The organism is Pseudarthrobacter sp. L1SW, from assembly GCF_020809045.1.
In the GTDB taxonomy this organism is placed as follows: Bacteria; Actinomycetota; Actinomycetes; order Actinomycetales; family Micrococcaceae; genus Arthrobacter.
This window is the reverse complement of the sequence record NZ_CP078079.1, coordinates 2,629,362-2,647,613: the sequence shown is the minus strand read 5'-3', so window position 1 is coordinate 2,647,613 and position 18,252 is coordinate 2,629,362. Positions and strand designations below refer to the sequence as shown.

The following is an 18,252-nucleotide window of genomic DNA, read 5'->3' as shown; positions in this document are numbered from 1 at the left end:
CGGCAGCGGGGTGCAGGCCGAAGATGAAGGGGTGAGCAGCACACCAGCATCCGGCGGAAGGGCCGCGGCGCCTGTCCGGCTCGACCCCGACCTCAACCCTGCCCCCGGGATTCCCGCCAGGCACCGTTCGGACCACGGCAGCGCCTTCCTTCGGTTCACCGACCAGCTCGCGAGCGCGGCCGCGGACCTGCTGTCGCTGGCTGTTCCTGTTGACTGTGTCTGCTGCGGTGCGGAGGACCGGGCGCTCTGCGTCCCCTGCGACCGCCATATCCGGCGCCTTACAGCAGTCCCGTTCCGGGCAGAACGCGGAGCGCCGGCGCTCATGGACGTGGACGGGTTGGTGCTGCTTCCGGTGGTGGCTGCCGGCGTCTACCGCGAAGAGCTCGCCCAGGCGATGCTTTCGTTCAAGCGGCACGGCCAGCATCAGCTCAAGCGAAGCCTTGGCCGGGCGCTCGGCGGGGCGGTCCGCGCTGCCTGTGAGGGCTCGGGGGAGATCCGCCTCGTCCCGGTGCCCACCAGCACCAAGGCCTACCTGAACCGGGGTTTCAGCCCTGTCCACCTGCTGCTCGGCGGGGCCTCGCAGCTTGCCGGGTTGGCCGTCGCTGATGTCCTCGCAAAGACCGGCGGGTCCGTGTTGCAGCTGCCGGGCGGCCAAAAGGGCCTGGGCCGGGGCGCCCGGGCGCAGCGGGTGCGGGGCTCCATGCGGGTCTCAAGGCGGGGGCAGGGAAGGGTGGCGGGCCGCCGCTGCGTCATCATCGACGACGTCCTGACCACCGGCTCCACGCTGTCCGAAGCAGCCCGTGCACTGCGTGCAGCAGGGGCACACGTGGCGGGCGCCGTCGTCCTCGCTGCGACACGCCCGCCCGACGCCGAGGGCCACAGCGCCCCGCCCCCGAAGACCCGCGGAAGCCACCGTGACTTAGAAAAAAATAAACCAAGAAAGGATGAATAAAGGGTGCCTATGAACTAACGTCGGTGGTGGGTACCAAGAACAGAATGTACCTTTCGATGGCGGCTCGGAGAGGGGCTCGACTGTCACACAGATCGGCCCAGGGAAGCGCCGCCGTCGTGTCACCGAAGTCATTTGGAGGGCACCATGGAGTTTATGATCAGCGGACGAAATCTGACAGTCTCAGACCGGTTCCGTGAATATGCCGGGGAAAAGATTTCGAAAATCGAGTCGCTTGGGGACAAGGTCCAGCGGGTCGACGCGAAAGTCTCAAAGGAGACCAATGCCCGGCAGACCGGCGATCAGCTGACCGTTGAGGTGACAGTACTGGGCCGGGGACCCGTGATCCGTGCCGAAGCCAGCGCCGCTGACAAGTTCGCAGCATTCGATCTCGCCTACAACAAACTGCTTGAACGGCTCCGGCGGGCCAAGGACCGCAAGAAGGTCCATCATGGACGGCACACCCCTAAGGCCGTCCGGGAAGCAACGGCCACCCTCGAACCCGCCAGCGCGCACGAGCCGCTATATGTCGAGGCCAGCCACCGGAATGAGGCCGTCGCCGCCCCGGAAGAAAAGTCTCCCTACGATGTCGAGAATGACATCCCCGCCGGCAACTCCCCGGTCCTGATCCGGCGCAAGGTTTTTCCTGCCGCCTCCATCTCCCTCGACGACGCCGTGGACAACATGGAACTTGTTGGCCACGATTTCTACCTTTTCGTGGACAAAGCCACGAATACGCCGTCGGTTGTGTACCGGCGCCGCGGCTGGACTTACGGGGTCATTACCCTGGACCATGAATGCGAGCCCGGGGACACCGTGGTGGAGGAAAAAGTCATTGCGTACCGTTCGGACGACGCCGCCGCCAACGCTTAGGGTGGTGAACACCATCCACAGAGAGGACTGATGTGTCAGCGACGCTGAGCCTGGACCAGGCACGGCGGATCGCTTTGGCAGCACAGGGACTCGACAAAGGACGGCCCACCGGCCCCGTGACCCCGCGGGCGGTGGGCCGCACCTTTGCCCGAATCCAGCTCGTCCAGATCGATTCCGTGAACGTCCTCTCCCGGAGCCACTTCCTGCCCTTCTTTTCGCGGCTGGGAAACTACGACCGGACCATCCTGCAGCGAATGACCACCGTCCATCCCCGCCGCATGGTGGAGTACTGGGCACACGAGGCGAGCTACATCCGTCCGGAGCACTACGCGGACCTCCTCCTGTGGCAGAAACGGTCCTGGGTTGGCGCCTCCCGCATGGACCCTGACCTTCGCACTGCCATCACGGGGAAGATCCTTGACACGCTGGCACATTCCCGGCCCCTGACCGCAGCCCAGCTGACTGTCAGGATGGGCCACGTCGAGGAAAAGGAAACGGCCAACTGGGGCTGGAACTGGAACGCCGTCAAACGGGTCCTCGAGCACCTGTTCGAGGAAGGTGTGGTCTCTGTGGCATCGCGGACCGAGCAGTTCGAGCGGCGGTACACATTGACTGCCAAGGTGCTGCCCGGGATGCCCACGGCGGCAGCAGGGGATGCCGCCCCTGCGGAAGCGATGAACCGGCTGATCGATGCTGCAGCCCAGGCGCACGGCATTGGCACCGTCCGCTGTTTCGCCGACTACTTCCGCACGCCTCCGAAGGCCGCGGGGGCCGCCGTCGAACATCTGGTGAAGCTGGGCAGGCTGGAACGCATCACCGTGGAGGGCTGGGACCGTGACGTCTTCCGCCACGTCGAGTCGAGGCTGCCGCGGCGGGCCAGCGGAAGTGCCCTGCTCAGCCCGTTCGACTCGCTGGTCTTTGAGCGCCGGCGGCTTGAGGAACTGTTCGGCTTCCACTACCGGATCGAGATCTACACGCCCGAACACAAGAGGCGGCACGGGTATTACGTCCTGCCCTTCCTCCTCCGCGACCGGATCGTCGCCCGCGTGGACCTGAAGGCGGACCGCCAAGGCGGAAGGCTGCTGGCCAGGTCTGCCTTCGCGGAGCCGGACGCCCCGCCGGACACCGCCGTCGAACTCGCTGCGGAGCTTCGGCTCATGGCCGACTGGCTCGGGCTGTCCGAAGTGGAAGTTTTCCCGGTGGGTGACTTGGCCGGCAGCCTCGCCGCTGCAGTCGCCGGGGGCGGAGTATCCGCTCTGAGGGAACAAACGGGACTCGCGGCGGTGTCTCTCCCGTAGACTAAAAACGCCAGAATTCGGCGGCATGAGACTGGGAGCATCTTCACGTGGCATCACTTATCGAAAAACTTCTCCGCACCGGTGACAAAAAGACACTCCGGCAACTGCGGAACTATGCCGACTCCATCAATGCCCTGGAAGACTCCTTCAAAACCTTCACGGATGCCGAACTCCGGGAAGAAACCGACCGGCTCCGAGAACGCCACCAGGACGGCGCGCAGCTGGACGACCTGCTCCCCGAGGCATTTGCCGCGGTCCGCGAAGCATCGTCGCGGACCCTCGGGATGCGCCACTTCGATGTCCAGTTGATGGGTGGCGCCGCCCTGCATCTGGGCAACATCGCAGAAATGAAGACCGGTGAAGGCAAGACCCTGGTGGCGACCGCTCCCGCCTACCTGAACGCGCTGACCGGCAAGGGTGTCCACGTGGTCACCGTCAATGATTACCTCGCCGAATACCAGTCCGACCTCATGGGCCGCGTCTACCGTTTCCTCGGCCTGACCAGCGGATGCATCCTGGCCAACCAGGACCCGGCGGTTCGGCGCCAGCAGTACGCCGCGGACATCACGTACGGCACCAACAACGAGTTCGGTTTCGACTACCTCCGCGACAACATGGCGTGGGACAGGAACGAACTCGTCCAGCGCGGGCACAACTTCGCCATCGTTGACGAGGTGGACTCCATCCTTATCGATGAAGCGCGTACGCCGCTGATCATCTCCGGCCCCGCGCAGGGGGACACCAACCGCTGGTACAGCGAATTCGCCAAGGTTGTCCTCCGGCTGCAGCCGGAAAAGGACTACGAGGTCGATGAGAAGAAGCGCACCGTTGGCGTCCTGGAGAGCGGCATCGAGAAGGTGGAGGACTACCTCGGCATCCAGAACCTGTACGAATCCGCGAACACGCCCCTCATCGGGTTCCTGAACAACGCCATCAAGGCCAAGGAACTGTTCAAGCGGGACAAGGACTACGTCATCCTGGACGGGGAAGTCCTGATTGTCGACGAGCACACCGGCCGCATCCTGGCCGGCCGGCGCTACAACGAGGGCATGCACCAGGCGATCGAGGCCAAGGAAGGCGTCGAGATCAAGGCCGAGAACCAGACCCTGGCCACCGTGACGCTGCAGAACTACTTCCGCATGTACGGCAAACTCTCGGGCATGACCGGCACCGCCGAGACCGAGGCTGCCGAGTTCATGAGCACCTACAAGCTGGGCGTGGTGGCCATTCCCACCAACCGGGACATGCAGCGCATCGACCAGCCGGACCTCGTCTACAAGAACGAAACGGTCAAGTTCGACGCCGTTGTGCGGGACATCGCCGAACGGCACGAAAAGGGCCAGCCCGTCCTGGTGGGCACCACCAGCGTTGAAAAGAGCGAATACCTCTCCCGGCTCCTCGCCAAGGAAGGCATCCGCCACGAGGTCCTGAACGCGAAGAACCATGCCCGCGAAGCCGCCATCGTTGCCCAGGCAGGCCGAAAGGGCGCCGTCACGGTGGCCACCAACATGGCCGGCCGCGGTACCGACATCATGCTCGGCGGCAACGCCGAGTTCACGGCCGTGGCCCAGCTGGCGAAGCGCGGACTGGACCCGGAAGAGAACTCCGAGGAGTACGAGTCCGAGTGGCCCGCCGCCCTGGAGGCCGCCAAGCAGTCCGTCAAGGACGAGCACGAGGAAGTCCTGGACCTCGGCGGACTCTATGTCCTCGGCACCGAGCGCCACGAATCACGCCGCATCGACAACCAGCTCCGCGGACGTTCGGGCCGCCAGGGTGATCCCGGCGAGTCCCGCTTCTACCTCTCGTTGACCGATGACCTCATGCGGCTCTTCAACTCGGGGGCGGCGGAACGGCTCATGAACAGCTCCGTGCCGGACGACGTCGCACTGGAGTCGAAGCTTGTGTCCCGGGCTATCGCCTCCGCGCAGGGCCAGGTTGAGGGGCGCAACGCCGAACAGCGCAAGAACGTCCTGAAGTACGACGACGTCCTGAACCGCCAGCGTGAAGCCATCTACAGCGACAGGCGTCGGATTCTCGAAGGCGATGACCTGCACGAGAAGGTCCAGTTCTTCGTCGAGGACACCATTACCGCCTTCATCGATGCCGCAACGGCCGAAGGCAACGGGGACGACTGGGACTATAACCAGCTCTGGACCAACCTCAAGACGCTCTACCCTGTGAGCGTCACTCCGGAAGAGATCATCGAGGAAGCCGGCGGAAAGTCCAGGCTTACCGTCGAGTTCCTGAAGGAGGAGCTGCTGTCCGACGCGCGGCTGGTGTACCAGGCACGTGAGGAAGCCATCGGCTCCGAAAGCATGCGGGAACTCGAGCGCCGGGTGGTCCTCTCCGTCATTGGACGCAAGTGGCAGGAACACCTGTACGAGATGGACTACCTCAAGGAGGGCATCGGCCTGCGCGCCATGGCACAGCGTGATCCCCTCGTGGAGTACCAGCGTGAAGGCTTTATCCTGTTCCAGAGCATGATGGAGGCGATCCGCGAGGAGAGCGTCGGGTTCCTGTTCAACCTTGAAGTGGAAGTCACGCCCGCCCAGGATGTGGTGGTGGCCGATGCGCAGGGCGGACACACCGAGCATGTTGAACCGCAGGTGCGGGCTGCCGGATTGGAAGCTCCCGAAAAGCCTGCCCAGCTGCAGTACACCGCTCCGAGCGAAACCGGTGGAACGCAGACCCGGGTGGAGACCCGTTCCTCCGGCCGTTCCGGAAATCCGGCCAAGGCAGCCGCGCAGGATGCGGCCAAGCGGCCCGCAAAGAAGAAGCGCCGCTGACCACTGGCGGACTTGCCGGCCGCGGCGGCGGGCGATGCAGTGGAGGCAGGGCCGGGGAACAGGGTTCCCGGCCCTCTTCCTTTTCCGTTGCGTCTTCAGCCGATGACAAGTTCTGTCACCCGCCACACCTGTTTGCTCTGCTCCAGCCGGACGGCAACAGCACGGGCACGGACGTCGTCCACCACCACCGCGCTGGCTTCATAGATGCCGTCCGCGACCTCGCAGACCCGGACCGACCTGACTGTGGAGTTTCGATGGAGCCTGGCCAGGGCCGGGTTGCCGGTACGGGTGAGCTCCCGCCGGATAAGGGCGGCGCGGTGCTGCAGTGCCGCCAGGCAGCGGGGGTCAAGGCGCCGGGCGAGCTGATGGATCGGCCGGATGCCCGCGAGTACCTCCATAGCCGCCTGTACTGTGTTGCGGGCGATCGCGCGGACTTCCGCCATGTCGTCGGCGGGACGCAAAGGCGCGGGAGCTCCCCGGTGGGCGGGAGACAGGGACGCGGGAGTGTGGCGGCGCGCCGACAGGGGTGCCGTGGTTGCGGTGGTAGCCCGGCGCGGTGGTGGATGTCCTGCCTCCGCCGGTCCCGGGTCCGTCCTTTGGCCTGCCGTAGTTGTGGCCTGGGCGGCGCGTATCGGTGTAACTGCACTCATCGGATTTCCCCTAAAGGTGGATGGCCGGTCTGTTGGATCCCGGATGGGATCGGCTTGGATTGTTTGTGGCCCGACGGAAAGGGCCCTGGACTATTTGTGGACGGATGAGGGTGGCTGAAGAATTTGGCCCGGGAGCAGCACATCCGGATTCTGTCCGATGAGTGCCGCGTTGGCCTGATACCAACGGGGCCACTGAAGTGCGATGTCCACGTCAGAGGCACCGTGTCCCAAAGCCCGGGCGGCAATGTCCCAGAGGGTGTCGCCCGCCTGGACGGTGACGGCCTCGGCCTCAGCAGCCGTTGCCTCCGCGGGGGCCCGGCTGGCGGGAGCTGCAAGCATGCCCGGGTTCACCACCGGCGGGACGGGCTGCCAGCCGGGGTGGACGGACGGGGGTGGCGTCGTCGCTACGACGGCGGAGTGTTCCTTCCCTGCCTGGACCGGTGCCTCGCTGCCCGCAGGGGCTTCTTTTCCCGGCTGGTTTCCTGCACTGGCCGGCGTCTCCTTACCGACGGGCAGGGATTGAACTGGAACTGGTTCTGGCGCTGTCCATGCTGGGCCCCGTGAGGATGCCCCGATGCCGGCTGTCGGTGCGCCTCCTGCCGTGGCATCTGCCGCCGGGACGGCCCCGGAAACGGCTCCTGCGGTGGCGGGAGCCGAGGATGAGTGCACTTGCGTGGGTGCCCACTCCGGACCGGGTGCCGGTACCGAGGCATGGGCAACGGGCCCGGACAGCAGTTGAACGGACAATGCGCCCAGCACCAATCGCTGCATGAACGCAGGAGAAAGTTTGCGGGTGGCTGCTGCTGCCCGGGTCCGGCCTTTCCTGGCCAGCACGGCGGAGGCAGCTGCGCACGCCAGCGACGTGAACCACCAGGCCACAATGCCCGTCCCGGCGGCGCCCGCCGCGGTGGCCAGAAGCTCCTCGACCCCGGGCTCTTGGAGCCTTGCCGATGAATCTTTCCATTGCGCCAGAAGCCCCGAACTGATGAGGCAGAGCAGGATGCCCAACAGGAGGACTGCTGCCGCTCCGGCGGCGTCGGCGGACAACCGCGACCACGCTGCCCTAGCCACGGAGCCGCCCGTTTGATGCACTTTGATGCAGTTTGATTCGCATAAGCATAGTTTGATCTCGCCTGCGCGGGTTTGTCCATACGCTGGAAAGAATTATTTGCTGCATTGACCGGGCACCCCGCGCGGTCCTACGCTGGCGCAATGCGCTGGGATGCACTCTTTGATGACATGGAAGGCCAGTTCGCAGAGTCGGAGCGTCTTTCCTTGGACGCCGAAATCAACGAACGGACCCGGGCCGAGATGGTGGACGCCGGTCTGGCGGACCGGCTGCGCGGCGCCTTGGGGTGCCGGCTAGTGGTGCATCTCGCCTGTGGCGACGTTGTCCGCGGCGTCCTGAGCCATGCCGCCGCGGACGCCCTGGTCCTGGATGAGGAGCAGCACCAGGTCCTGGTCCCGTACTCCGCCGTGGTCCGGTATGTGGGCCTGGGGAGGTTCTCAGTGGCTGAACCGTCGCCGGTGCGCAGGTCGCTGGGGCTGGCGCATGCACTGCGCGCCCTGGCGCGGGACCGCGCGGAACTGGCGGTGACAGTGGGTCACGGTGCGGGAGCAGTGAGGCTGGCTGGCGTCATCGACAGGGTGGGGAAGGATTACCTGGACCTGGCGACGTTTACGCCGGGGGAGGTGCGCCGCAGCAGCCAGGTCAGCCAGGTGTCGGTCATCCCCTTCGCCGGGTTGGCGGCCATCAGGTCCCGACGGCCCGGTGACTTCTAGCGGCACGTGCTATTGGCGCCGGTCTTGCCAAGTGGGCTCAGGCCGTTCTTGCCAAGCGGGCTCAGACTGACTTGGACTTTGCTTCCTGGATCATGCGGCTGGCCTCGGCATAACGCTCCTCGATGTATTGCTCCAGCATCTTTTCTTCGACCCGCCACTGCCCCCTGCCGCCGACCTGGATGGCCTTCAGTTCTCCGCTGCGGACGAGCGCGTATGCGGCCGGGGAGTTGATCTGAAGCTGCTCGGCAACATCTGCGAGCGTGAGGAACCTGGGCATGCCTCCATTTTGCCATCGAATGGGACAGCATGCTGCTGTTATCCACAGATTGGCGCTGTTTGGCATCGTGACTTTCGTTCCAGCGCCTTGGCGGCAACAATGAGGGTGTTTGGACACGGCGAACAGGGCCGGTACACATAGGGGGAGAATTTTCATGGTTCCTGATTCACCTGCCGCGGCGGTAAGACTGAAGCGACCATCATGGAAGGACCCCCGGCTGCTGGTGGGTTTCCTCCTGGTCCTGGTTTCCGTGGCGGGTGTTGTCCTGCTCGTTGGCAGTGCGGACCGCACCACCGAGGTATTTGCGGCCCGTGACGGAATCGCAGTGGGGGAGCGGCTGACGCCGGACAACGTGGTCAGGGCAAAGGTGCGCCTGGGCGAGACGGAGCAGCAGTACATCACGGCGGAATCAGGGCTCCCCGACGGCGTGGTGGCGGTCCAGCGCATCGGCAAGGACCAGCTGGTGCCGCGCGCCAGCCTTGGATCAGTGGACGAACTCGACCGGAAGCCGGTAGCGCTCACCATCGAGGAAACCCTCCCGGCGCAGGCAGTGGCCGGCGCGAGGGTGGACGTCTGGGTTGCGCAGCCGGACGCCCGCAACGGATTCAGTGAACCGAAACTCCTCCTTCCAGGTGCTGAGATCGCGGAAGTAGCTTCCGGTTCCACAGCCCTGGGATCATCAAAAACCATCGTGCTGATGGTGCTGGTGGAGGACGGCCAGATGCCGGCCCTTCTGGGAGCCCAGGCCAACAAGGCGAAGATCTCCGTGGTCTGGAACCCGGGTGGCGGCGCCAAATGAGTATCCCGGTAGTTACCGTTGGCCAGAGCCGGGAAGACCTGGTGGGCGGGCTCGAACGCCTGCACGGACCGGTCACTGTGGTCAGGAGGTGCGCGGAACTTCCCGAGCTTCTGGCGGCGTGCCAGAGTGGCCTGGCCCGGGCTGCGGTTGTGGCGGACGGGTCCGAAGGCCTGACGTCCTCCCTTGTGGACAGGCTCTCGGCCGTCGGCGTGGCTATCATCGCCCTGACTGACAACGCCGACGAAGCCGCTCGCTTGCGGTCAATAGGGGTGGCTTCAGCGCTGACCGGCGTGGAGTCCGCCGCCCTCTCCGACAGGATTGCCGAGGCGGTAGCCCAACTTACGGGAACGGGGCCTGGTGCCGCCCGGAGAAGCGGCCCGGCTGATCCCGGTGCTGCGCTGAAGCCTCTCCAGGCGGAACCGCCGGCTGGGCCGGACGAGCCGGGTCCTGGCAGGATCATTGCGGTCTGGGGGCCGGCCGGAGCTCCCGGGCGGACCACCGTGGCGGCCAACATCGCTGGGGAGCTCGCGGCGGAAGGAAAAGCTGTACTCCTTGTTGACGCCGACAGTTACGGCGCCAGCATAGCGGCCGTCCTGGGCCTGCTCGATGAGTCGGCGGGCCTGGCCCAGGCATGCAGGCTCGCGGACCAAGGCCTGCTGGATCGGGAAGCCCTCGAGAAGATCGCGGCGCCAGTGGCAACCCAAGCGGGCACCTTCAGGGTGCTGACCGGGATTACCCGGGCGGACCGCTGGACCGAGCTCCGGGCATCCGCCCTTGCGCTGGTCCTCGAACGCTCGCGGCAGATTGCCGAGGTTGTAGTGGTGGATGCCGGATTCTGCCTTGAAGCGGACGAGGAACTCAGTTTTGACACTCTTGCCCCGCGGCGGAACGCAGCTACACTGCGGTCCCTTGAACTGGCTGACACGCTCTATGCCGTGGGCGCTGCGGACCCGGTGGGCGTTCCGAGGCTGGTCCGTGGCCTGGCTGAGCTTGAGGCAGCCGTTCCCCAGGCGTCACCCATTGTTGTGATGAACCGGGTGCGTGCTTCGTCCGTGGGCAGGGGACCGGAGCGGCAGTTGAGGGAAGCCTGGGAAAGGTTTGGTCCTGCGTCGGAACTCAGGGCATTCCTGCCATACGACATGGCCGCGGCGGATGCCGCGCTGTTGGGAGGGTCCCTGCTGCTCGAGGTGGCCCCCGAATCTTCCCTCCGGCATGCCATTCGCGATTTGGTTTGTGCATCCGACCAGCGAAATCGCAAATCCTCTGTCTTTTCTTCCACAGCACGGCGCCGGGCGAAGGACTAGGCTCGCCATAAGAGCTGCAACGGTGCAGCAAATATCTTGTGATGGAGGCGTTTGTCGATGTCGTCTGGATCCAGCGTGGAGGATCAGCCCCTTTCTCTTGAAGGCGATGAGGGCTTCATTGGGGATTACTACCAGCACCTAGCCGAAGAGGACGCGCGGACGTACCCCCGGGACGTGCTGGTGGCGCGGGCCGGCCACCACCGGGATGTCGCCTCCGTCCGGCGCCCCGGCCAGGCGAAGGTCGCCATCATGGACGAGGAAGACAGCAGCGTGGTCTTCGTCGTCACAGATGACATGCCTTTCCTGGTGGACTCTGTCAACGCCGAGCTCGTCCGGCAGCATGCCGCCATCAAGTTGGTCATCCACCCCCTTTTCGTCGCCACCCGGAACAGGGAGAGCGGCGAGCTCGCCAAGGTCAACAGGGTCCCGGCGCACCTCGGGATTTCCAGCGGAGACACCGCCGCCATGCCCAGCCTGTCCCACCTCATCGCCCAGGGCGAGAACGCCTCCCACATGGAGTCCTGGATCGCCGTCGAGATCAACCGTGTCTCGGAAGACGCGAAAGCAGCCCTCCTCGAAGGCATTGAACGGGTCCTCAAGGATGTCCGCGCCGCCGTCGAGGATTGGCCAAAGATGCGCCAGAAGGCCATCGAGATCGCGGAAAGCCTTGACCAGACAGCCAACCCCTCGCAAATCGCCGAACTTCGGCAGGCGCAGGACCTCCTCCGCTGGCTCGATGACGGGAACTTTACGTTCCTGGGCTACCGGGAATACGACCTGGTCAACGTTGACGGCGAAGATGTCCTGGAACTTCGTGAAGACAGCGGCCTCGGACTTCTGCGGGCCTCCACCGACTCGCCCCACATCCAGCACCTGACGGATACCGGCCGGAAGAAAGCGCGGGAAAAACGCGCCCTGGTCATCACGAAGGCTAACTCCCGCTCCACCGTCCACCGCTCGGCCTACCTGGACTACATCGGTGTGAAGAGCTTTGACGCCGCGGGGAACGTCAACGGCGAGCGCCGCTTTATTGGCCTCCTGGCAACCAGCGCCTACACCGGCTCTGTCCGCAATATCCCGATTGTGCGCGAAAAGGTTGACGCGGTGCTCCGGAGCGCGGGCTTCCCGCCGGATTCACACTCCGGCAAGGACCTGTTGGGCATCCTGGAAACGTACCCCAGGGATGAACTCTTCCAGATCGAGGTACCGGACCTTGCCGCCACTGCCCTCGGGATCCAGAAACTGCAGGAGCGGCGGCGCACCCGGCTGTTCCTCCGGCCGGACATCTACGGCCGGTTCATGTCTGCCGTCGTCTACCTTCCCAGGGACAGGTACACCACGAACGTGCGGCTCCGCATCGAGCAGGAACTCCGGGAGACGTTCCAGGCCGTCTCCATTGACTACGAAGCCCGGATGACGGAGTCGGCGCTGGCCCGCCTCTTCTTCCGCATTCGGCTGCCCAAGAACGCTGACGTCAGCCACGTCAACGCCGAGGAGCTGGAGAAGCGCCTTGTGCGTGCTGCCCGCTCCTGGAGCGAAGGGATCGCGGAGGTCCTGCGCGAGGGCCGGGACGTTGCGGAGGCCAAGGAGCTGGCCGCCATCTGGTCGGAGGCGTTTCCCGCGAGCTACCGGGTGGATTACGAGGTCGAAGATGCACTCGAGGACATTGCGCGGTTCGAGAAGTACGGCGCGGCCGCCGAGCGCGCTGAAGGTACTGTCCAGGAGCGGCCCGGCGTCCATGTTTACCTGCCGGAAGGCGCGGGGGCAACGCTGGAAGAGGACGCGCGGGTCAAGCTCTACATGCTGGAGCCCAAGAGCCTGAGCCAGATCCTGCCGTACTTCCACAACCTGGGACTGGAGGTTTTGGATGAGCGGCCCTTCGAAATCGAGACTGCGGACCGCCGCGATTTCTTCCTGTACGACCTTGGCCTGAAGTATCCGGCAAAGGTGGACCCGGTCTCCACCGGCCAGCTGCTGGCTGAGTCCTTCGGCGCTGCCGTGACCGGTGCAGCCGAGTCGGACAGCTTCGACCGGCTGGTCCTGCGCGAGGGGCTGCAATGGCGGAAGATCACCGTGCTCCGGGCCTATGCGCGGTACATGCGCCAGATGGGCAACACGAACTCCTTCGGCTTCATGGCAGACACCCTGCTGGCCAACCCGCGCGTGACCAGGGGGCTGACTGCGCTTTTCGCCGCCCGCTTCGATCCTTCCCTCAGTGATGCCGAGCGCTTCGAGGCGCAGGCATCCGCCCGCAAGGACCTGGACGCGTCAATCGAAAAGGTGGAAACGCTCGACGCCGACAGGGTCCTGCGCACCTTCGTCAACCTGATCGAGGCGACGCTTCGGACCAACTACTACCAGGACAAGCCCCACCTGAGTTTCAAGCTCGATCCGGCACGGATCGAAGGCCTGCCGTTCCCGCGGCCGATGTTCGAGATCTGGGTCTACGCCCCTCGCGTTGAGGGCGTCCATCTCCGCTTCGGCAAGGTGGCGCGCGGCGGGCTGCGCTGGTCCGACCGCCGTGAGGATTTCCGCACCGAGATCCTTGGGCTCGTGAAAGCGCAGACTGTGAAGAACGCCGTCATCGTGCCTACGGGAGCGAAAGGCGGATTCTTCGCCAAGCAGCTGCCGGACCCCACCGTTGACCGGGCCGCGTGGATGGCGGAGGGGATCGAAAGCTACAAGACCTTCATCAGGGGCCTGCTGGACATCACCGACAACCTCCTCACCGAGGGTGACAGTGAAAGGCTTGTGCCGCCGTCGGACGTTGTAAGGCATGACGACGACGATTCCTACCTCGTGGTGGCTGCCGACAAGGGCACCGCGACGTTCTCCGACATCGCCAACGGCCTGGCGGCGGAGTACGGCTTCTGGCTTGGGGACGCGTTCGCGTCCGGCGGCTCCGTGGGGTACGACCACAAGGCAATGGGCATCACCGCGCGGGGCGCGTGGGAGTCGGTGAAACGCCACTTCAGCGAACTCGACCTGGACACCCAGACGCAGCCGTTCACCGTGGTGGGCGTGGGGGACATGTCAGGGGACGTCTTCGGCAACGGGATGCTGCTGTCCCGCCACATCCGCCTCCTCGCTGCCTTCGACCACCGCCACATCTTCCTCGACCCCAACCCGGACGAGGAAGCCTCGTTCGTGGAGCGGCAGCGTTTGTTCCAGCTGCCGAGGTCCTCGTGGGACGACTACAACAAGGCACTCATCAGCGAGGGCGGCGGAGTGTTTGCCCGGCAGGCGAAGTCGATTCCGGTTTCGCCCCAGGTACGGACCGCCCTGGGGCTGCCGGCCGAGACCACGGAACTCAGCCCGCCGGAACTCCTCCGTGCAATCCTCCTGGCCCCTGCGGACCTGCTCTACAACGGGGGCATCGGGACCTACGTCAAGGCGAGCACCGAGACCAATGCCATGGTGGGGGACAAGGCCAACGACGCCATCCGGGTGGACGGCCGGGACCTGCGCGTCAAGGTGGTGGGCGAAGGCGGAAACCTCGGCATGACCCAGCGCGGCCGTATTGAAGCGGCGTTGCAGGGCGTCATCCTCAACACGGACGCCATCGACAACTCCGCCGGCGTGGACTGCTCCGACCACGAAGTCAACATCAAGATCTTCGTGGACCGGATGGTGGCTGCCGGAAAGCTGTCGGCGGAAGAACGCGCCGGCTTCCTGGCAGCGATGACCGACGAAGTGGGGCGGCTGGTTCTCGAAGACAACATCGACCAGAACATCCTGCTGCTCAATGACCGGACCAGGGTTGCCGAATGGAGCCCGAGCTACGAACGGCTGATGGACTGGCTCGAAAAGAAAGCGGACCTGAAGCGGGACCTTGAGGCACTTCCCACCACCGAAACGCTGCGGGAGCGCCTGCAGCAGGGGCAAGGGCTGACGTCGCCGGAACTGTCGGTGCTGGCCGCCTACGCCAAAATCGAGCTGGCAACCGCCCTCCGGGAAAGCGACATGGCGGACGACCCCTGGTTCAGGCAGACGCTGCGCTCCTACTTCCCTGCCCAGCTGCGGGAGCGGTTCGACGCCGAGCTGGACACCCACCCGCTGCGGCGCGAGATCATAGCCACGGTGGTCGCCAACGACATGATCAACCTCGGCGGCATCACGTTCGCGTTCCGGGTAATGGAAGAAACCTCGGCCAGCGAGGCCGCCGTGGCCAAGGCATTTGTTGCCCTGCGGGAGATCTACGAGCTGGACGTCATGGTGGGGGAGCTGAACAGCCTGCCGGCGTCCTTCCCCACCGAGCACTGGAGCGCTGTCCACCTGGACATCAGGCGGCTGCTTGACCGAGCGGTCCGCTGGCTCCTTGGGCAGGGGGCCGTATCCCGGCCGATTGCCGATGTTGTGTCTGAGTTCAAGCCGGTGATGGAGCCGATGCGCGCCCACCTTCTGGACTACCTGCGGGGCGATGACCGGGAAAGGGTGGCGGGCTGGCTGGAGACGGCGCGGGAATGGGAGCTGCCGGAAGGCCTGGCCCTCCGCTGGGCGGAGCTTTTCGAAAGCTTCGTGCTGCTGGATATTGCCAAGATTGCGCATGTCCGCAAGGACCCCGTGGAAGAGATCGCGGCCGTCTACTACACCGTCTTTAACCGGTTCCACGCCGACTCGCTGCTGGAACGGATCAGCAGCCTGCCACGGCAGGACAGGTGGCAGGCGCTGGCCAGGGCGGCCCTGCGGGACGACCTGTACTCAACCATCTCGGACATAACGATGGCGGTGCTGGACGCCACCGCTGCCAGCGACTCGCCGGAGGCCCGCCTGAAGGACTGGGAGGCCCAGAACGCCGAGCAGCTGAGCAGGGCGAAGACCATGTTCGACGAGGTCAATTCACTCGAGGCCGACGATATGGCGTCACTGTCGGTAGCATTGAGGCTCTTGAGGTCAATCGTTCGACGCTAGCCAAGTCCGGCGTCGCAAATGGAGGTGCAGTGGCAATCTTTACGGACCCTATCAGGGAACACGCTGATTTTGGGCCGGGCGATGCTGAATGGCTGCACCTCCTGGTGGGGGACTGGCAGATGGTTGCGGACCTGGCGTTCGCCGACCTTGCGCTGTGGTTCCCACACCCGGACCACGGGTATGTGGCGTTGGCGCACGTCCGGCCCTCAACCACGCACACCGTCTTCCATGGCGACTTCGTAGGGGAGGGTATCCGGTCCGACCTGCAGCCCCTCGTGGACAAGGCCTGGAACAGCCGTTCCATCGAACGCTCCAGCGAAACCAACTGGAGCAGCGACATGGCGCTTCGGGTGGAGGCGGTCCCCATGGTCCGCAACGGGCGAACCTTGGCCGTGGTCACCACGCACATGGACCTGTCCAGCTCGCGGATGCCGTCACGGCTGGAGCTGACATACCGGCAGTGCGCCTATGACCTGCTGCGGATGGGCACGCTGGGGCTGTGGCCGGACTTCGCCTCGCCGACGGGTTCCCGGCGCGGCGCACCGCGCGTGGGGGACGGCCTGATCAGGCTGGATGCAGAGGGCATTGTGCAGTACGCCAGCCCCAACGGCGTCTCCGCCTTCAGGCGTCTGGGTGACGGGGAGTCCCTGGAGGGCCGGTCCTTGGCGGAAGTCACCGCGAGCCTGCTGAAGGACCGCCGCATGGTGGACGAGACACTGCCCCTGGTGGTCACGGGCCGGATGCCATGGCGCAGTGAGATCGAGTCGCGGGGCGTAAGCCTGTCCCTTCGTGCGATTCCGCTGCGTGACGAGCAGCAGCGCTTTGGCGCGCTGGTCCTGTGCCGCGACGTGTCCGAGCTGCGCCGGCGTGAAATGGAGCTCGTCACCAAGGACGCCACCATCCGGGAGATCCACCACCGGGTCAAGAACAATCTGCAGACCGTCGCGGCGCTGCTGCGCATGCAGTCCCGGCGCATGGTCAGCGACGAAGCGAAGCAGGGCCTGGAGCAGGCCATGCGCAGGGTGGCCACCATCGCCCTGGTCCACGAGACCCTGTCCCAGGGCCTGACCCAAAGCGTGGACTTCGATGAGCTGATCGGGCGGCAGTTCCGGCTTTCCGCGGAGGTCGCCTCGCCGTCGCAGCAGGTGAGGACCGAACGCTCCGGCACGTTTGGGGAGCTGCCCAGCGACCTTGCCACCCCGCTGGCCCTGGTCATCAACGAACTGGTAACCAACGCCGTGGAGCACGGACTGGAGGGGAGGGCCGGAACCGTCTGGCTGATCGCTGACCGGTCCGACGGGGACGACGGCGAGGAGCTCACCGTGACCATTGCCGACGACGGTGTGGGGCTTCCCGATACACCCCACGTTGAGGGGCTTGGGCTTCAGATCGTGCGGACCCTGGTGACCAGCGAACTGGGCGGGACCATCCAGTGGAAGCCGCGCGAGGGTGGCGGCACCGCCGTCGAGATCCGGCTTCGCCTGGCAGGCAAGTAGGCGGGGAGGCCGGCTGGCCTTGCGCGGGCCGGTCCGCTCCGTTTTGTCCTATAACCCCCGGACTAGTAACTGAAACAGCCCCGGCCGCAACCTTGGGAGGTTGCAGCCGGGGCTGTTTGTGTTGGGAGGCTTCCGGCTGGATCAGGAAGCGCGGCGGGCGCGGGCGGCGCGGCGCTTCAACGCCCGGCGCTCGTCTTCGCTCATGCCGCCCCAGACGCCGGCGTCCTGACCGGACTCCAGGGCCCACTGCAGGCAGGTATCCACAACGGGGCACCGGCGGCAGACGCTTTTTGCTTCCTCGATCTGCAGGAGGGCCGGCCCCGTGTTCCCGACGGGGAAGAAGAGTTCGGGGTCCTTTTCGAGGCACGCTGCGCGGTTACGCCAATCCATGCTGATCAGTTGCTCCATTTCTGGGAAGAGCCCTTGTGAAATTATTCACTAGTAGCTACAAAGGAAAAGGGCCCGGCAGGGCCCCCTTGGTCATCTGAATCAAGCCTGTCATGTTAACGCTGTGTAAACAAGGGGTAATAACGCTTGATATCCCCGGAAAGCTGAGCGATACATCACACCGGCGCTGCTGGCCCTCACCACTGTCCGACTATGTCGGGTAGGGTGCCAGTGTGTCAAGACCCCCGGTAAACCCAGCAGAGCCGCCGCTACCCCCTGAAGATGCCGGCCAGGACCGGAACGGCGAGGATGGTGGAGGCCCGCGCAGCCGACCCGGGGCCGTGCTCGTGGTGGCCTTGGTGGTGGCCGCGGAGGCCACTGTCCTCCTGAGCGCGGCAGCCTGGTATGGCTATCAGTTGGTGGCGGGGAGCCCCGTCCTGTCCTTTTGGGGAGCGGTGTTCACCCTTGTGCTCCTGCTGGCCTTCTCCGCCTGGCTGTACGCGGTGGCAGTTTTCCTGAACCGCGGCTACCGCTGGACCCGCGCTGCGGCCCTCGTGGCGCAGTTGTTCGTTCTGACCATAGGATTTCCCACCTTCAGCAGCGGGCTCCTGCTTGCCGGGATTGCAATGCTGGTGCCGGCCATCACTGCCATCGTCCTTCTGTTCCACAGCAAGGTGGTCAGCTACGCCTCGCGCACCGGCGGGGGGCCCCCGGCGCTTTAGCCGTTCTGCCGCCGGTGG

The 18,252-nt window shown here is 65.4% G+C and carries 14 protein-coding genes; 10 read left to right on the top strand and 4 right to left on the bottom strand.

The genetic code is table 11. The features are described 5' to 3' along the window. Window positions 1-31 precede the first annotated feature (31 nt). The 4 genes from KTR40_RS12180 (at window position 32) to secA (ending at window position 5,906) form a co-directional block, all read left to right on the top strand. Window positions 32-952: a ComF family protein gene (locus tag KTR40_RS12180; RefSeq protein WP_228403908.1), complete on the top strand. Its 921-nt coding sequence runs from the start codon at window positions 32-34 to the stop codon at window positions 950-952. A gap of 144 nt (window positions 953-1,096) precedes the next feature. Further along, window positions 1,097-1,822, top strand: coding sequence for a ribosome hibernation-promoting factor, HPF/YfiA family (hpf, locus tag KTR40_RS12175; protein WP_139029721.1), 726 nt, complete (start codon window positions 1,097-1,099; stop codon window positions 1,820-1,822). A gap of 32 nt (window positions 1,823-1,854) precedes the next feature. Continuing rightward, a complete protein-coding gene (locus KTR40_RS12170) occupies window positions 1,855-3,120 on the top strand; it encodes a winged helix-turn-helix domain-containing protein (RefSeq protein ID WP_228403906.1) in 1,266 nt (421 codons plus the stop codon). A gap of 47 nt (window positions 3,121-3,167) precedes the next feature. Next, the gene (secA, locus tag KTR40_RS12165) at window positions 3,168-5,906 is read left to right on the top strand and encodes a preprotein translocase subunit SecA (RefSeq protein WP_139029719.1); all 2,739 of its coding nucleotides are present in this window, start codon (window positions 3,168-3,170) and stop codon (window positions 5,904-5,906) included. 95 nt (window positions 5,907-6,001) lie between these two features. Here secA and KTR40_RS12160 read toward each other — a convergent pair whose 3' ends face one another. Together KTR40_RS12160 and KTR40_RS12155 are read right to left on the bottom strand one after the other, a co-directional pair. Beyond that, window positions 6,002-6,556, bottom strand: a complete 555-nt coding sequence (locus KTR40_RS12160; protein WP_228403904.1) for an Rv3235 family protein — start codon at window positions 6,554-6,556, stop codon at window positions 6,002-6,004. 90 nt (window positions 6,557-6,646) lie between these two features. After that, complete coding sequence (locus tag KTR40_RS12155) at window positions 6,647-7,627, bottom strand: LysM peptidoglycan-binding domain-containing protein (protein WP_228403903.1); 981 nt, start codon at window positions 7,625-7,627, stop codon at window positions 6,647-6,649. 141 nt (window positions 7,628-7,768) lie between these two features. Here KTR40_RS12155 and KTR40_RS12150 point away from each other — a divergent pair, with 141 nt between their 5' ends. Continuing rightward, on the top strand, window positions 7,769-8,338 hold the full coding sequence (locus KTR40_RS12150; protein WP_139029717.1) for a hypothetical protein: 570 nt from the start codon (window positions 7,769-7,771) through the stop codon (window positions 8,336-8,338). Between the two features lie 61 nt (window positions 8,339-8,399). Here the strand turns inward: KTR40_RS12150 and KTR40_RS12145 are convergent, their stop codons facing one another. Beyond that, complete coding sequence (locus KTR40_RS12145) at window positions 8,400-8,615, bottom strand: helix-turn-helix domain-containing protein (RefSeq protein WP_015937610.1); 216 nt, start codon at window positions 8,613-8,615, stop codon at window positions 8,400-8,402. A gap of 154 nt (window positions 8,616-8,769) precedes the next feature. On the opposite strand from KTR40_RS12145, the gene KTR40_RS12140 reads away from it, so the two are divergent. Genes KTR40_RS12140 through KTR40_RS12125 form a run of 4 tightly spaced genes read left to right on the top strand, consistent with a single transcriptional unit; the run spans window position 8,770 to window position 17,125 of the window. Next, entirely contained in the window at window positions 8,770-9,414 is a 645-nt protein-coding gene (locus KTR40_RS12140) for a hypothetical protein (protein WP_139029716.1), read from the top strand. Beyond that, a complete protein-coding gene (locus KTR40_RS12135) occupies window positions 9,411-10,718 on the top strand; it encodes a P-loop NTPase (RefSeq protein WP_228403902.1) in 1,308 nt (435 codons plus the stop codon). Before KTR40_RS12140 ends, KTR40_RS12135 begins: the two co-directional genes overlap by 4 nt. A 57-nt stretch (window positions 10,719-10,775) precedes the next feature. Beyond that, window positions 10,776-15,629, top strand: a complete 4,854-nt coding sequence (locus KTR40_RS12130) for an NAD-glutamate dehydrogenase (RefSeq protein ID WP_228403901.1) — start codon at window positions 10,776-10,778, stop codon at window positions 15,627-15,629. 29 nt (window positions 15,630-15,658) lie between these two features. Next, window positions 15,659-17,125, top strand: coding sequence for a sensor histidine kinase (locus tag KTR40_RS12125; protein WP_228403900.1), 1,467 nt, complete (start codon window positions 15,659-15,661; stop codon window positions 17,123-17,125). 141 nt (window positions 17,126-17,266) lie between these two features. Here KTR40_RS12125 and KTR40_RS12120 read toward each other — a convergent pair whose 3' ends face one another. After that, window positions 17,267-17,515, bottom strand: coding sequence for a WhiB family transcriptional regulator (locus KTR40_RS12120; RefSeq protein ID WP_015937605.1), 249 nt, complete (start codon window positions 17,513-17,515; stop codon window positions 17,267-17,269). Between the two features lie 338 nt (window positions 17,516-17,853). Here KTR40_RS12120 and KTR40_RS12115 point away from each other — a divergent pair, with 338 nt between their 5' ends. Then, the gene (locus tag KTR40_RS12115) at window positions 17,854-18,234 is read left to right on the top strand and encodes a hypothetical protein (RefSeq protein ID WP_370633198.1); all 381 of its coding nucleotides are present in this window, start codon (window positions 17,854-17,856) and stop codon (window positions 18,232-18,234) included. Window positions 18,235-18,252: the final 18 nt, after the last annotated feature.

What these genes read in the sequence shown, in the direction of transcription:
- hpf (WP_139029721.1), top strand. Translation starts at nt 1,097, where the DNA reads ATGGAGTTTATGATCAGCGGACGAAATCTGACAGTCTCAGACCGGTTC.
- KTR40_RS12160 (WP_228403904.1), bottom strand. Translation starts at nt 6,556, where the DNA reads ATGAGTGCAGTTACACCGATACGCGCCGCCCAGGCCACAACTACGGCA.
- KTR40_RS12150 (WP_139029717.1), top strand. Translation starts at nt 7,769, where the DNA reads ATGCGCTGGGATGCACTCTTTGATGACATGGAAGGCCAGTTCGCAGAG.
- KTR40_RS12145 (WP_015937610.1), bottom strand. Translation starts at nt 8,615, where the DNA reads ATGCCCAGGTTCCTCACGCTCGCAGATGTTGCCGAGCAGCTTCAGATC.
- KTR40_RS12140 (WP_139029716.1), top strand. Translation starts at nt 8,770, where the DNA reads ATGGTTCCTGATTCACCTGCCGCGGCGGTAAGACTGAAGCGACCATCA.
- KTR40_RS12135 (WP_228403902.1), top strand. Translation starts at nt 9,411, where the DNA reads ATGAGTATCCCGGTAGTTACCGTTGGCCAGAGCCGGGAAGACCTGGTG.
- KTR40_RS12130 (WP_228403901.1), top strand. Translation starts at nt 10,776, where the DNA reads ATGTCGTCTGGATCCAGCGTGGAGGATCAGCCCCTTTCTCTTGAAGGC.
- KTR40_RS12120 (WP_015937605.1), bottom strand. Translation starts at nt 17,515, where the DNA reads ATGGATTGGCGTAACCGCGCAGCGTGCCTCGAAAAGGACCCCGAACTC.